Source organism: Serratia sp. 25CWL12 (genome assembly GCF_055790885.1).
In genome coordinates this window covers 4,289,106-4,304,312 of record NZ_CM147698.1, presented here as the reverse complement: position 1 = coordinate 4,304,312, position 15,207 = coordinate 4,289,106, and the positions used below count along the sequence as shown (strand labels likewise).

The window sequence follows — 15,207 nt, the reverse complement described above, 5'->3', positions numbered from 1 at the left end:
ACCATTTAGTCATACTAGTTGCAGTTTTTCTTCAACAAAGCGTGCAATAACTCATTGCGTATCACAAGTTAAACCATATATACCCGTCACTAATGAAACTGCAGGGTTGTTGGCTACCGTTATTCGCCTTTTCCCTCAGACTCAGCCCGTTGGGGCCAGCGCAAGCGCTGTTCAAAACACACTGCGTTTTGCCCTGCAACTTGATTGAACTTGGGTATAAAAGCGAAAAATTTGAAGTCGATCGCAAAATGCTTTATAAAAAATTTATTAGTCATACTAAATGACAAATAATGCATCGTCTCATGAGATTCGTTGTGGGTGTCAACATAATGGATATCAACATTACTGTGATAGCGGTGTACTTCGTATTGATGACTCCTGGTCGCTACGCTGGCCTCGTCCCCAATTATCGTAGTGCTGTTCTTTAGCGTGTTTATTCGCAAAACGTCAGACTAGGTTCGGTGGCTTGTGGCCCGTTGCACTCTTTCACTATCACCCATTGGAGCACGGTCGGACGCGATAAGGTTGTGCATGCTGTTGCTGACTCTCAATCGATTATGGGAACACCTGCTGTTCCTGCTCAATGCTGCCACCATGATTCTATTTGGCTACGTCCTGTGCCGTAGCTCCTCTTCTTAATACTGCAAAACAAGGGAGTAACTATGTTTACCGACCTGAAAAATAAGCGCGTACTAATCACTGGCTCCACCGCCGGCATGGGTCTGGCTGCGGCTAAGGCCTTTGCCAGACAGGGAGCCAAAGTGGGCATCAACAGCCACTCCGCCTCGGCAGATCTGGAGGCAACATTAACCCAACTGCGCCAAAACGGTGCAGAAGTGGTATTTTTCCAGGCCGATATTACCCGTACCGATGAATGCAGCCGCTTGGTCGACGCCTTTGTCGCGCATTTCGGGGGATTGGATGTGCTGGTGAATAATGCCGGGGGATTGGGTGGACGCGCCAATCTGGAAGCCATTGATGATGCATTCTATGAGCACGTGATGGATCTTAATGCCCGCTCTGCGCTGATGATGACTAAATTTGCCATTCCTCATCTGCGTGCCTCTGCCAAAGCTCGCCAGGAAACCAGCTGCGTGATCAGCACCGGATCAATTGCCGGACGTGAAGGTGGTGGCATTGGTGCCGGGATTTATGCCGCGTCTAAAGCATGGCTACATGACGTCCACCGTAACTGGGTAAAAGAGTTCACCGCGGATGGTATTCGTTTCAACATTGTCGCTCCGGGCACAATTGACACTGCGTTCCACGACGGTAAGAGCGATGAGCTACGCGCTAAAATTGCCGCGAGTATCCCAATGGGCCGCTTTGGCTACGCCGAGGAGGTAGCCCCAGCATTCCTGTTCTTTGCCTCACACGCCTGCAGTGGTTATATCACCGGACAAATCCTCGACGTTAATGGCGGACAAATAGCACCATAATTCGCCTTAAACCAACAAAAATGGAGATACCCAATCTTCATCATTGCCGTTGATGACCGTCGTATTCACTGCACTGTCCACCGCACCGGACAGTGCTAGCGAAAACCCACTCTGCTTCTGCTCCACCACATACGGGTGTCTTATTAGAAAAAGGCGAGTAATCAGTTGTACAACAAAAAAGTCAATCGGCTGGTACTGACTCGTTGATATATAAACAAGTTCAATGAAGTTACAGGAAAAAATGCATGTGTTTTGAACAGCGCTGACTGCGAATGGACGAGGCCCAAATGGGCCAAGTCACGCGACAATGCTGCCCCGCAGGGTGAACCTCAGGGAAAAGGCGAATAACGGTAGCTAACACCCCTGCAGCTTCATTGGTAACAGGTATAACATCGTTGCGACTAATCTGCTTCTGGCACTTTACGTGTCTTTAGTTTGAAACCAATCCAAAATACCAGTGCTACGCAGAGAATAGAGGGGATAAAGTTGGAACCTATCTGTGGAAATTGCACACGTATCATGGTGCTGTAGCCGAAAATACCTAACAGAAAACAAGCGGCAGCCAGTTTGGGCATCCCCTCCAACATCGGCTGGTTCAGATAGCGCTGATGCAGGCAATACACCGCCAGCACTAACGCAATCAATGGGAAGAGAGAAAACGGCACCACTGAACTAAATAGTGCAGCAAAAGAGCCGTTCATCGACAAACCAGTAATTAAAGCCAGCAATAATGTGCCATTCTCACAGTTTGGTTTTTCCATCGTTTTCACCTTGTTAATCTTGGGATACAGAGACTTTTTCCTGTTCGCGGCGATTCCAGTAACAGGCGCCTTTTGAAATCATCCGCAATTGCAACACTAATCGTTCTTCAAGCTGACGCCGTTGACCACTATCAATATCCAACGCTTCCGCACCGGCACTGAACACAATGGTAACCATCGCTTCCGCTTGTGCTTCGGTAAAACTACGGGGCATATGGTTTTCCAGCTCAAGGTAATCGGCCAGTTCAGCAATAAAATGTTGAATTTCTCGTGCCACCGCAGCACGGAATGCCGCCGATGTCCCCGAGCGCTCACGCAGCAATAGTCGGAATGCATTAGGATTATTGCCAATAAACTCCATAAAAGTAGACACCGAGGTGCGGATAACGCTGCCACCTTTGGCAATACGCTGGCGTGCCTGGCGCATTAACTGGCGCAGCATCAGGCCGCTTTCATCCACCATGGTCAGCCCCAGCTCATCCACATCACGAAAATGGCGATAAAACGAGGTGGGGGCAATACCCGCCTCTCGTGAGACCTCGCGCAGGCTTAGACTAGCAAAACTACGTTCGGCACTGAGCTGGCTAAAGGCAGCCTCGATGAGCGACCGACGCGTCCGTTCTTTTTGTTGTGCTCTGATGCCTATATGCATATCCGAATACTTCCATTCTCTAAATCTCACCCTGCTGAACTGGCAATATAGCAAATTTATCATCGGCGCATTTAACAAACGCGCTTTATGCCCGCTAGATCCCAAGTTGCAACCTGCACTCAATCTGAATCAACTTGGGGATAGCCGCTCACAATGTTAAGATAAGGTTGTTTTTTTGTATAGACAGGTCACGCTAACATGCAACAAAACTATCAATTTGATGCCATTGTTATTGGCTCAGGCCCTGGCGGTGAAGGTGCCGCAATGGGGCTGGTGAAGCAAGGTGCCCACGTAGCGGTGGTGGAACGATACAGTAACGTCGGTGGCGGCTGCACTCACTGGGGAACCATCCCCTCCAAAGCCCTGCGCCATGCGGTGAGTCGCATTATCGAATTCAACCAGAACCCACTTTACAACAACGCCCGCACACTCAGTGCCACCTTTCCTGATATCTTGCACCACGCAGACAACGTGATTAACCAACAAACACGCATGCGCCAAGGGTTTTACGAACGTAACCAATGCAAACTGTTTGCCGGTGATGCTTGCTTTATCGATGCTAATACCATCAGCGTAAAATATCAGGATGGCTCACAAGATATCCTTCGCGCTGACCATATCGTCATTGCCAGTGGTTCACGCCCTTACCACCCCAGTAACGTCGATTTTAAGCACCCCCGTATTTACGACAGCGATTCCATTCTGGAGCTGAACCACGAACCACGCCATATCATTATCTATGGTGCCGGCGTGATTGGCTGTGAATACGCTTCAATTTTCCGTGGATTGAACGTAAAAGTGGACCTGATCAATACCCGTGATCGCCTGCTGGCCTTTCTCGATCAGGAAATGTCGGACTCTCTTTCTTATCACTTCTGGAATAACGGCGTGGTGATCCGCCACAACGAAGAGTTCGATCAGATCGAAGGCACCGATAACGGCGTGGTTGTTCATCTCAAATCCGGCAAAAAAGTGAAAGCGGATTGCCTGCTCTACGCCAATGGCCGTACCGGCAATACCCACTCACTGAAGTTGGAGAACGTGGGGTTAACATCCGATAGCCGTGGCCTGCTGAAGGTCAATAACCAGTATCAAACCGCAGTGCCCCATATTTACGCCGTAGGTGACGTCATCGGTTATCCCAGCCTGGCCTCTGCCGCTTACGATCAAGGCCGCATCGCCGCACAAGCCATTTCTGGTGGCGAAGGGCACGGGCATTTGATCGAAGATATCCCCACCGGTATTTACACCATTCCTGAAATCAGCTCTGTCGGGAAAACCGAGCAACAACTCACCGCCATGAAAGTCCCGTATGAAGTCGGCCGGGCACAATTCAAACATTTGGCGCGTGCACAAATTGCCGGGATGAATGTGGGTAGCCTAAAGATCTTGTTCCACCGGGAAACACTACAAATCCTCGGCATCCACTGTTTTGGCGAACGAGCGGCAGAGATCATTCATATCGGCCAGGCCATCATGGAACAGAAAGGTGAAGGTAATACCATTGCGTATTTTGTTAACACCACCTTCAACTATCCCACCATGGCTGAAGCCTATCGCGTGGCCGCACTCAACGGTTTAAATCGTCTGTTCTAAAACCGTGCTGAGATAGTGCTGCATATGCTCGCGAATCGCCTCGGCTAACTGTTCGTAGCGGCTACGTAACGGGGAGCCCGGGCGATACACCAGCGCAATGGTACGTTGCGACTTCGGTTGGTCGCAATCCAGGTAACAAACACCATCACGTTCACGCTCGCGCGGCACCGCCAATGCGGGTAACAAGGTAATGCCACTGCCCGCCGCCACCATATTACGCAATGTCTCTAGGCTGGTAGCGCGAAAGTGGGTATCTTCATCTGCCCCCGCCTGAAAGCAAAAGCCTAACGCCTGATCACGCAAACAGTGGCCATCTTCCAGCATCAGCAGTTTCTCCCCCGCCAAATCGGCCATCGCAACACGGTCACGCCCTGCCCAGGGGTGATCAGCATAGATAGCCAACTTCATCTGCTCATCAAATAAGGGGACTTCGATAAATGCTTCGGTCTCTTTTACCGACGCCAGAATGGCACAATCCAACTTGCCGCTATCAAGTTGCGCCAGCAATTGGTGGGTTTGCGCTTCATGCAGATACATTTCCAGCTTGGGAAAGGTTTTATGCAACAACGGAATAATGTGTGGTAACAGATACGGCCCCACGGTGGGGATCAAGCCAATATGTATTGGCCCGGACATCGCTTCACCCTGCTGGCTGGCCATTTCTTTCAGCACTTTCACTTCCCGCAGGATAGTACGCGCCTGTTCCACCAGCAGTAACCCCGACTGAGTGAATAACACTTTGCGACTGGTCCGCTCAAGTAGCATCACACCCAGTTCATCTTCCAGTTTACGGATCTGCCCACTCAACGTGGGTTGGCTGACATGGCACGAATCCGCCGCCCGCCGGAAGTGGCGGTGCTCAGCCAAAGCGATCAGATACTCCAAATCACGAATATTCATGGTTTCCCCGCGAGTGATAGTTAATAGCGATAAATAGAATGATAACAAATGATTTTAACTATCAAAAGAGCGAGGAGAAAATCAAGAAGAACACGGGTGAGAATTCTCTCGCCTTAATACCAGGCCCCCACCACGCGTTTTTTGCGTAATACACAGCAGATTAATTGCCCAGCCGTTGCCGAACGCTTATTCAGCCGTCATTTTTATCCGTAGACTTTTATTGTGATACTAATAGTGATATTATCATAAGGGTGTGTGGATGAAAGAACTTAGCAACATCATCGAGATGTCTTCGCCAACGGCAGGCCAATATCAAATTTCATGAATTGGTAAAAATCTGCAACCGTTGGTTTGGCGCTCCACGGATGAGTAGTGGTAGTCACAAGGTTTACAGCATGCCATGGCCGGGGGATCCGCGAGTTAACATCCAACGTGCGGACAGCGGTATGGCAAAGGTTTATCAAGTCAGGCAGGTGATAGCTGCATTAGTCAGATTGGAGGAACAACATGGAAATACATGAGCATTATACTTACCGGATCACCTGGTCAGCAGAAGACGGCGAATACGTTGGGTTATGTACAGAATTCCCTTCTCTGTCTTGGTTGGCTTCAACCCGCACCGCCGCGCTGGATGGTATTGAACAGCTAGTGGCACAGGTGATAACAGACATGGCCACCAACGGCGAAACACCACCGCAAGCGCTAGCAGAGAAAAATTTCAGTGGCAAACTGGTACTGCGCCTGACGCCGGAACAGCACCGGCGCTTGGCCACCAGCGCCATGGAAGAAGGCGTTAGTCTAAATCGCTATCTGTGCGCACGGCTTGCCGGATAAATCCCTCAAGGCAGCAATACGCTGCCTCAACTCAGTTTAAAACAAACGCTTTTTAGCTTCGCTAATGGCACTGGCAACCTGTAAAGGAGAAACGCCACCTTTGGCTGCTCGTTTATCCAGGCAGGATTGCAGCGACAGAATCGGATAAACATCATCGCCAATAACATTGCTGAATTTTTGCAGGTCAGCCAGCGGCAAATCTTCCAGCGGTTTCCCCTGACGAATCGCTTCTACCACTGCTTCACCAACAATATGGTGCGCTTCGCGGAACGGCACACCTTTGGCAACCAGATAATCAGCCAACTCGGTGGCATTGGCATAACCTTGCTGTGCCGCTTCCTGGCAACGAGCGCGTTTTACCTGAATACCATCCAGCACTAACGCTGCCATCTGCAAACAGTCCATCCAGGTGTCGAGCGCATCAAACAGCCCTTCTTTATCTTCCTGCATGTCTTTGTTATAAGCCAGCGGCAAGCCTTTAAGCGTCATCATCATGCCCGTCAAGGCACCTTGCACACGGCCAGATTTACCACGGATCAGCTCCAACGCATCCGGGTTTTTCTTCTGTGGCATCAAGGATGAACCCGAGGTCACACGATCTGAAAGCTCGACAAATGCCGCTTCACCGCTATTAAAGAAGATCAGGTCTTCAGCAAAGCGCGACAGATGCACCATACTGATGGCCGCATTAGACAGCAGCTCCAGGACATGATCACGGTCAGAAACACTATCCAGGCTGTTACGGGTAGCAGAAGCAAAACCCATCCAACCCGCAAGCTGTTCACGGTCGATGGGATAGGCAGTTCCGGCCAAAGCGCCACTGCCTAATGGGCTGACATCCAGACGTTTCAGGCAATCCTGCAGGCGAGTTTCATCGCGCGCCAACATCTCAACATAAGCCAGGCACCAATGGGCAAAAGTCACCGGTTGTGCACGCTGCAAGTGGGTATAGCCCGGCATCACGGCATCCTGGTTGGCTTCCGCCGTCATCACCAGCGCTTGCTGCAATTGTATAATCGCCTGATGCAACTCACCGACCTGATGTTTACACCATAGTTTCAGATCCGTCGCTACCTGGTCATTACGGCTACGGCCGGTGTGCAGTTTCTTGCCCAGATCACCGACTTGCTCGATCAGCTTCTGCTCTACCCAGCTGTGAATGTCTTCAGCATCGCTGTTGAGGATCACCAAAGGGTCGGCCTGTACTTCCTTCAATAGCACCTGCAGTGCCTGTTCAAGTTGCTGTTGTTCTGCTGCCGTCAGTACGTTGACGGTCACCAACGCCTTTGACCAGGCAACGGAACCCACAATATCCTGTTCCGCCAGGCGATAGTCGAAGCGCAGAGAATCATTGAGTTGTTTAAACCGCAGGTCTGCCGCCTGACTGAACCGTCCGCCCCAAAGTGCCATAATCTTGCCCCTGTTTAAGTATGCGCAAGGGCGCAGCCTGTGCGCCCCTGATATTGCTATTAATGTGATTCTTTATAACCTGGCGCACCAGTGACGAATACCACCCATCGGTGCGCCCTTCTCATCGCAGATTAGCGTTTGTTCTCGTTCAACGCGCGAATACGTGAAGAGAGAGAGAATAAACGGATAAAACCGCCCGCATGGCTGTGATCGTAAACTTCATCTTCACCAAAGGTCGCGAACTCTTCCGAGTATAGGCTGTTGGCTGATTTTTTCTGAATTGCCGTGACTTGGCCTTTATACAGTTGCAGCACCACTTCACCATTCACTTCTTCCGCTAACGCCTGTGCAGAAGCCTGAATGGAGCGACGCAACGGAGCAAACCAGCGGCCATCGTAAACCACATAGGACATTTCCAGGCCCAGCTGTTCACGCCACTTAAAGCTGTCACGATCCAGAACCAACTGCTCAATGCCACGCAGGGCCGCCACCATAATGGTGCCACCTGGGGTTTCATAGCAACCACGGGATTTAATGCCCACCAAGCGGTTTTCAACGATATCAATACGGCCAACACCGTGTTTGGCACCCACTACATTGAGGGTTTCCAAACATTTGTATGGGCTCATCGCCACACCGTTGACCGCCACTACGCAACCTTTTTCAACCGTCACCGTCACCTGCTCCGGTTGATCTGGTGCCTCCTGTGGGTCCACAGTCCATACCCAGCAATCCTTATTCGCAGCATTCCATGGGCTTTCCAGCACGCCACCTTCCGTAGAGATATGCCAGGCGTTTTCGTCACGACTGTAGATTTTCTCCAGTGAGGCGGTAGTCGGGATATTACGCTCTTTCAGATAATCCAGCAGCGCTTCACGGGAACGCAGGTTCCACTCACGCCACGGTGCCACCACTTTCAGTTGAGGTGCCAAGGCGGTATAGGTGGTTTCGAAACGCACCTGGTCGTTACCTTTACCGGTTGCACCATGGCACAGCGCATCTGCACCCACTTTCAACGCCAGTTCGACCTGAGCTTTAGCAATGATCGGGCGCGCCATTGAGGTACCCAGCAAATAGCTGCCCTCATACAGTGCCCCGGTCTGCAATACCGGATAAACATAATCACGGATAAACTCTTCACGCAGATCAACTACATAGCACGCTGAAGCACCAGACTGTAACGCTTTCTGCTCAACACCTTCCAGATCACCACGCTCCTGGCCAATATCCGCCACAAAAGCGATCACTTCACAACCACCGTAGTTCTCTTTCAGCCATGGAATGATCGCTGAAGTATCCAGACCACCGGAGTACGCCAGAACAATTTTCTTGATACCTTGGTTTTGCATTGTGTTATTCCCTTTCAATTCTAAATTTAAGCGAGGATCCGGGTGCCAATCGACACACCATTAAACAAAGCTGGAAGTTGTTCAGCATTGCGCCAACTAGCGATATCCACAGGGCGGCCAAGTGTTCGTGCCGCATCCAGAGCCGCATTGACCTTCACCACCATGCCATCGGTGATAATGCCTTCATCAATCAGTTGTTCAGCTTTTTGCGCCGTCATTTCTGCGATGCGCTGCCCTTTACCATCAAGAATGCCACTGACATCTGACAGCAGGATTAAATCAGCCCCTAGCGTGGCTGCCAGAGCGGTCGCCGCCTGATCAGCGTTCACATTCATCAGTTGGCCTTGGGCAGTAATACCGATAGAGCTGATCACTGGCAGGTAACCCGCCGTGAGCAACATATTGAGCAGCACCGGCGAACCCGGTAACGCTTGCCCCACATGGCCCAACTCAGGATCCAACTGCGTAACCGCCACACTGCCACCGTCTGCCAGGCTCAAACCCACAGCGTTGATTTTGTGCTTCAGCGCCCATGCCAGCAGGGTTTTGTTGGCAGTACCCGCCAGCGCACCGGTAATAATATCGATTTGTTCAGCCGGTGTAACGCGCAAACCGTTCTTCTTCACCACCGGCAAAGAGAGCTGTTTCATTAGCTCGTCCACCAGGCAACCACCGCCATGGACAATCACCAGCGGGCGCTGATGCTCCTGACGGTAGGTATCCAGCGCAGTAAACAAACGCTCCAGCGCTTCTTCACTGTCTAATAGCACACCACCTAATTTGATAATCAATGGATTCATTGCTGTGTACTCACGCTTATACTCTCTCTTACAAGTTGCCACGCGGTGTCACTGCCGTCAAAATTTCGGCGCCACGGTTAACGTGGCGACTTGGCGACAACTGAACGCCTATGGGGTAAATATTAGATTAATGACTGGGTTTCCGGGAACCCAAAACGGATATTCAGGCACTGCACCGCCTGCGCCGCAGCCCCTTTCAACAGGTTATCCTCTGCTGCCACGGTAATCAGATGCTCACCCTGAACAGCAAAACCAATATCACAGAACGGTAGCCCCACCACAGATTTCAGCGCTGGCATGCCTTGGTCATACAACCGTACCAGCGGTTTATCGTCGTAGGCCCCATGGTAAACCGCTGCCACATCTTGTGCGGTGACACCGGCTTTCAAGCGGCAGGTGATGGTGGCCAAAATTCCGCGCGGGAAACTCCCTAAATGGGGGGTAAAGATCACCGGCACCCCGAGATGAGTTGCTATCTCTGGCTGATGACGATGGTTAAACAGGCCATAAGGCTGAAGGCTCACTTCGCAGAAACTGGTGGCGACACTGGCTTTACGGCCCGCACCGCTCACGCCGCTGACGGCATTGATCACCGGCCATTGCGTCAGATCCAGCAGTTGTTTATCAATGAGCGGTTTTAAGGCCAATTGTGCTGCGGTCGGGTAGCAGCCAGGTACTGCAATCAGCTGTGCCTGTTTGAGTTTTTCACCCTGCCACTCCGCCAGACCGTAAACTGCCTGAGACAGCCACTGTTCATGCTGGTGTTGAAAACCATAATATTGACTATAGAATTGGCGATCCTGTACACGGAATGCACCGGAGAGATCGAACACCACGCACCCTGCCGCCAGAAAGATGGGGGCGATGTCATGGCTCACCTCATGGGCGGTAGCCAGGAAAACCACATCAATGTCTTTTGCGGCAGCGGCAGGGTCAACCAGGGGTTGCAATGGCAGGTCAACGATACCTTTTAATTGAGGATGCAGGTCAGAAAGTAATTTTCCTGCATCTGCACTTTGCGCTGAAACCGCTAAAGCGGTTATGTTCATATGTGGATGACGATTCAGGTAAGCCGTAAGCTCCGCTCCGGCATAACCGCTGGCACCAACAATCAGCGTATTCAACATGTGGCCTTTCACCTTCTTGGCTAACAGTAAGAGTCATGGGTGACTCTGGTCGCAGGGTTTAAGCGCATAATTGTGCCGGTCACCCCGATGGTTGAGCGTTGATGTTTTGAACAACATCCAGGCGTCGTTTCCTTTACGCTCTTATTTAATGTATTTTTATTCAGAATAAATGCATGAATATTGATACTACCCTAACCAAAGGCTGTCAACAGTGAAGATGAAATTACCCTCATTTATTGAGTTGTACCGGGCACTGATAAGCACAGAATCGATCAGTGCCACCGATGCTGACCTGGATCAGAGTAATGAAACATTAATCAACTTACTGGCCAGTTGGTTTAGCGATCTGGGTTTCCGTGTCGATGTACAACCGGTGCCAGACACCCGCAACAAGTTCAACCTGTTGGCAAGTATGGGGGAAGGCCCCGGTGGGTTGCTGCTGGCCGGTCATACCGACACCGTACCCTATGACCAGGGCCGCTGGACACGCGACCCCTTTACCTTAACCGAACACGACAACAAGCTTTATGGGCTGGGTACTGCCGATATGAAAGGCTTCTTTGCCTTTGTGCTCGATACAGTACGCGATATTGACCCCGGAAAACTGACTAAGCCGCTGTATATTCTGGCTACGGCAGATGAAGAAACCACCATGGCCGGGGCCCGTTATTTTGCCGCCTCGAGCAAAATCCGCCCAGACTTTGCCATTATTGGCGAGCCGACATCTCTGCAACCAGTACGTGCCCATAAAGGCCATATTTCCAATGCGATCCGCATCGTGGGTCAGTCTGGTCATTCAAGCGACCCGGCTCGTGGCGTGAATGCCATCGATCTGATGCATGAGTCCATCGGGCATCTGATGACATTACGCAAGACACTGCAGGAGCGCTACCACAATCCCGCCTTTGCCGTGCCCTATCCAACCATGAACTTCGGTCATATCAACGGCGGAGATGCGGCCAACCGTATTTGTGCCTGTTGCGAATTACATATGGATATTCGCCCATTACCCGGTATGACACTGGATAACATCAACGAGCTGCTACACCAGGCACTGGATCCCGTCATCCAACGCTGGCCGGGCCGTTTAACCATTGATGAACTGCATCCGCCCATTCCGGGTTATGAATGCCCTACCGACCACCACATGGTCGCGGTCATTGAGAAGTTGCTCGGCTCCCGTACCGAAGTGGTTAACTACTGTACCGAAGCGCCGTTTATCCAAAATGTGTGCCCAACGCTGGTGTTAGGGCCGGGTTCGATCAACCAAGCGCATCAACCTGACGAATATCTTGATATGGCGTTTATTGAGCCAACCCGTAGGTTGCTAGCAGAATTGGTCGACCATTTTTGCCAACAATAACTAATGGATAAACAGCAACTAACAGTCCATTATTTACATCTAAAGAGGTAGTTCGTCGGGTGATAAGCCAAACTGATAACCGATGGGCTGTAATTAAATTTCAGAAAATACGCTGATTTTTATGTTTTTTTGCTAAAAATAGTGTCAATTAATGATTAGGCCAGCACGTGGCACGATGAAGTGAGTTGTCTTCACCAGACACGTGAAATTTACTTACAAGATGAAAATTATGTACTCAATACTTTCAGGCGGAAGGCAGTAACGCCATAGCCAGGAGATGATGAGTTTACAGAGGAGTGGGTCAGGGTCATATGAACGAACAATATTCGGCAATGCGCAGTAATGTCAGTATGCTCGGCAAATTGCTCGGCGATACGATTAAAGAAGCGCTGGGTGAACATATTCTCGATCGGGTTGAAACTATCCGTAAGCTGTCCAAATCTTCACGTGCAGGTAGTGAAGTCCATCGTCAGGAGCTGTTATCGACGCTACAAAACCTGTCTAATGATGAACTGCTGCCCGTTGCTCGTGCTTTCAGCCAATTCCTGAATCTGACTAACGTTGCTGAGCAATATCATAGTATTTCGCCCCATGGTGAAGCCCTCAGCAACCCAGAAGCCTTGGCTCAACTGTTTGTTCGGCTGAAAGACAAAAAAATCAGCGACAAAGAGTTACAGAATGCGGTGGCTGATCTCTCCATCGAATTGGTGTTGACCGCTCACCCAACCGAAATTACCCGTCGTACCCTGATCCACAAACTGGTTGAGGTTAACACCTGTCTCAGTCAGTTGGACCATAACGATTTGGCCGACTATCAGCGCAATAAAATCATGCGCCGCCTGCGCCAATTGGTGGCACAGTCCTGGCATACTGATGAAATGCGTAAAAATCGCCCATCACCGGTTGATGAAGCCAAATGGGGCTTTGCTGTGGTGGAAAACAGTCTGTGGGAAGGCGTACCCGCTTTCTTGCGCGAGTTTAACGAACAGTTGGAAAAATCCATTGATTACCGCCTGCCAGTAGAAGCGGTTCCCATCAGATTCACTTCCTGGATGGGGGGAGACCGCGATGGTAACCCCAATGTTACTGCTGAAATCACTCGCCATGTGCTGTTATTAAGCCGCTGGAAAGCCTGTGACCTGTTTACTCGTGATATTCAGGTATTGGTTTCCGAGCTATCGATGACCGAATGTACGCCAGAGTTGCGTGCACTGGCGGGTGGTGACGAGGTACAAGAACCTTACCGCGAATTAATGAAACAACTACGCAGCCAGTTGATGAGCACTCAGGACTACCTTGAAGAGTGCCTGAAAGGTCAACGTGTTCTGCGCCCGCACAACCTGTTGGAAAACAATGAGCAATTGTGGGAACCGTTATATGCCTGTTATCGCTCATTGGTCGCCTGTGGCATGGGCATCATTGCCAACGGCCAACTGTTGGATACGTTACGCCGCGTGCGCTGCTTCGGTGTCCCGCTGGTTCGTATCGATGTTCGCCAGGAAAGCACTCGCCACACTGAAGCCCTCGCCGAACTGACACGCTATTTGGGGCTAGGGGATTATGAAAGCTGGTCAGAAGCCGATAAGCAGGCATTTTTGATCCGTGAGTTAAGCTCCAAGCGCCCGTTGATTCCTTTGAAATGGGAACCCAGCAGCGAAACCAAGGAAGTACTGGAAACCTGCAAAGTGATCGCCGAAGCACCACAAGGTTCCATTGCCGCTTATGTCATTTCGATGGCGCGCACCCCGTCTGATGTATTAGCGGTGCATCTGCTGCTGAAAGAAGCCGGTTGTCCATTCGCTCTGCCCGTCGCGCCACTGTTTGAAACGCTTGACGACCTGAACAATGCCGACGATGTCATGACACAGTTGCTGAATATTGACTGGTATCGTGGCTTTATTCAGGGCAAGCAGATGGTGATGATCGGTTATTCCGACTCCGCGAAAGATGCCGGGGTAATGGCCGCCTCTTGGGCGCAATACCGGGCACAGGATGCGCTGATCAAAACCTGTGAAAAAGCAGGCGTCGCCCTGACGTTGTTCCATGGTCGCGGTGGCTCCATTGGCCGTGGCGGTGCGCCGGCACATGCTGCACTGCTATCGCAACCACCAGGCAGCCTAAAAGGTGGCTTACGTGTTACCGAACAAGGGGAGATGATCCGCTTTAAATTCGGTCTGCCTGAAGTCACCATCAGTAGTCTGGCGCTGTATACCAGTGCGATTCTGGAAGCCAACCTACTGCCGCCACCGGAACCCAAGCCAGAATGGCGCACATTAATGGACGAACTGTCCGAGACTTCATGCAAAATGTACCGGGGTTATGTGCGTGAAAATCCGGATTTTGTCCCCTATTTCCGTGCGGCAACACCAGAGCAGGAGCTAGCTAAGCTGCCCCTGGGTTCGCGCCCGGCAAAACGGCGCCCGAACGGCGGCGTAGAAAGCCTGCGTGCTATTCCCTGGATCTTCGCCTGGACCCAGAATCGCCTGATGCTGCCAGCCTGGCTGGGTGCAGGTGCGGGTTTGCAAGAAGCAGTGAAAGCGGGCAAGCAAGACCAGTTAGAAGCCATGTGCCGCGACTGGCCGTTCTTTTCTACCCGCATTGCTATGCTGGAAATGGTGTTTTCCAAGACCGATCTCTGGTTGACCGAATACTATGATCAGCGCTTGGTGGATAAGTCGCTGTGGCCATTGGGCAAACAGTTACGTGATCAGTTGGAGAGCGATATCAAGGCCGTGCTGACCATCGCCAATGACGATCATCTGATGGAAGCGCTACCGTGGATCGCTGAATCTATCGCCTTGCGTAATGTTTATACCGATCCGCTCAACGTTCTACAGGCAGAGCTGCTGTACCGCTCACGCCAGTTGGAACAACCGGATCCCCAAGTTGAACAGGCGCTGATGGTCACTATCGCCGGTGTTGCTGCCGGGATGCGTAACACTGGCTAGGTGATACTCAATCTCAACCCAAGGTACT

General features: G+C 51.1%; 12 protein-coding genes. 5 read left to right on the top strand and 7 right to left on the bottom strand.

Features of this window, described 5'->3' with window-relative positions:
* Window positions 1–662: 662 nt before the first annotated feature.
* Window positions 663–1,439 (top strand): SDR family NAD(P)-dependent oxidoreductase, encoded by a 777-nt coding sequence (locus tag ACX9GV_RS18725; RefSeq protein ID WP_473196509.1) that lies wholly within the window; start codon window positions 663–665, stop codon window positions 1,437–1,439.
* 401 nt (window positions 1,440–1,840) lie between these two features.
* On the opposite strand, the gene ACX9GV_RS18720 is transcribed toward ACX9GV_RS18725, so the two are convergent.
* A complete protein-coding gene (locus tag ACX9GV_RS18720; RefSeq protein WP_473196508.1) occupies window positions 1,841–2,200 on the bottom strand; it encodes a YijD family membrane protein in 360 nt (119 codons plus the stop codon).
* 13 nt (window positions 2,201–2,213) lie between these two features.
* Window positions 2,214–2,846 (bottom strand): HTH-type transcriptional repressor FabR, encoded by a 633-nt coding sequence (fabR, locus tag ACX9GV_RS18715; protein WP_037386761.1) that lies wholly within the window; start codon window positions 2,844–2,846, stop codon window positions 2,214–2,216.
* Window positions 2,847–3,050: 204 nt separating this feature from the next.
* On the opposite strand from fabR, the gene sthA reads away from it, so the two are divergent.
* Window positions 3,051–4,448 (top strand): Si-specific NAD(P)(+) transhydrogenase, encoded by a 1,398-nt coding sequence (gene sthA, locus ACX9GV_RS18710; protein WP_473196507.1) that lies wholly within the window; start codon window positions 3,051–3,053, stop codon window positions 4,446–4,448.
* Here sthA and oxyR read toward each other — a convergent pair.
* Window positions 4,431–5,348 (bottom strand): DNA-binding transcriptional regulator OxyR, encoded by a 918-nt coding sequence (gene oxyR, locus ACX9GV_RS18705; RefSeq protein WP_473196506.1) that lies wholly within the window; start codon window positions 5,346–5,348, stop codon window positions 4,431–4,433. The genes sthA and oxyR overlap by 18 nt on opposite strands.
* Window positions 5,349–5,855: 507 nt before the next feature.
* Between oxyR and ACX9GV_RS18700 the strand changes: the two genes are divergently transcribed.
* Window positions 5,856–6,182: a type II toxin-antitoxin system HicB family antitoxin gene (locus ACX9GV_RS18700; RefSeq protein ID WP_023490860.1), complete on the top strand. Its 327-nt coding sequence runs from the start codon at window positions 5,856–5,858 to the stop codon at window positions 6,180–6,182.
* 36 nt (window positions 6,183–6,218) lie between these two features.
* Here ACX9GV_RS18700 and argH read toward each other — a convergent pair whose 3' ends face one another.
* The 4 genes from argH to argC form a co-directional block, all read right to left on the bottom strand.
* A complete protein-coding gene (argH, locus tag ACX9GV_RS18695) occupies window positions 6,219–7,592 on the bottom strand; it encodes an argininosuccinate lyase (protein ID WP_473196505.1) in 1,374 nt (457 codons plus the stop codon).
* Window positions 7,593–7,723: 131 nt separating this feature from the next.
* A complete protein-coding gene (locus tag ACX9GV_RS18690; protein ID WP_473196504.1) occupies window positions 7,724–8,941 on the bottom strand; it encodes an argininosuccinate synthase in 1,218 nt (405 codons plus the stop codon).
* Window positions 8,942–8,967: 26 nt separating this feature from the next.
* Window positions 8,968–9,741 carry an acetylglutamate kinase gene (argB, locus tag ACX9GV_RS18685; RefSeq protein WP_473196503.1) on the bottom strand — a complete coding sequence of 258 codons (774 nt, stop codon included), beginning with the start codon at window positions 9,739–9,741 and terminating at the stop codon, window positions 8,968–8,970.
* Window positions 9,742–9,863: 122 nt separating this feature from the next.
* Window positions 9,864–10,868: an N-acetyl-gamma-glutamyl-phosphate reductase gene (gene argC, locus ACX9GV_RS18680; protein ID WP_473196502.1), complete on the bottom strand. Its 1,005-nt coding sequence runs from the start codon at window positions 10,866–10,868 to the stop codon at window positions 9,864–9,866.
* Between the two features lie 217 nt (window positions 10,869–11,085).
* Here argC and argE point away from each other — a divergent pair, with 217 nt between their 5' ends.
* Window positions 11,086–12,231, top strand: a complete 1,146-nt coding sequence (gene argE, locus ACX9GV_RS18675; RefSeq protein WP_473196501.1) for an acetylornithine deacetylase — start codon at window positions 11,086–11,088, stop codon at window positions 12,229–12,231.
* A 311-nt stretch (window positions 12,232–12,542) separates the two neighbouring features.
* Window positions 12,543–15,179 (top strand): phosphoenolpyruvate carboxylase, encoded by a 2,637-nt coding sequence (gene ppc / locus ACX9GV_RS18670; RefSeq protein ID WP_023490854.1) that lies wholly within the window; start codon window positions 12,543–12,545, stop codon window positions 15,177–15,179.
* Window positions 15,180–15,207: the final 28 nt, after the last annotated feature.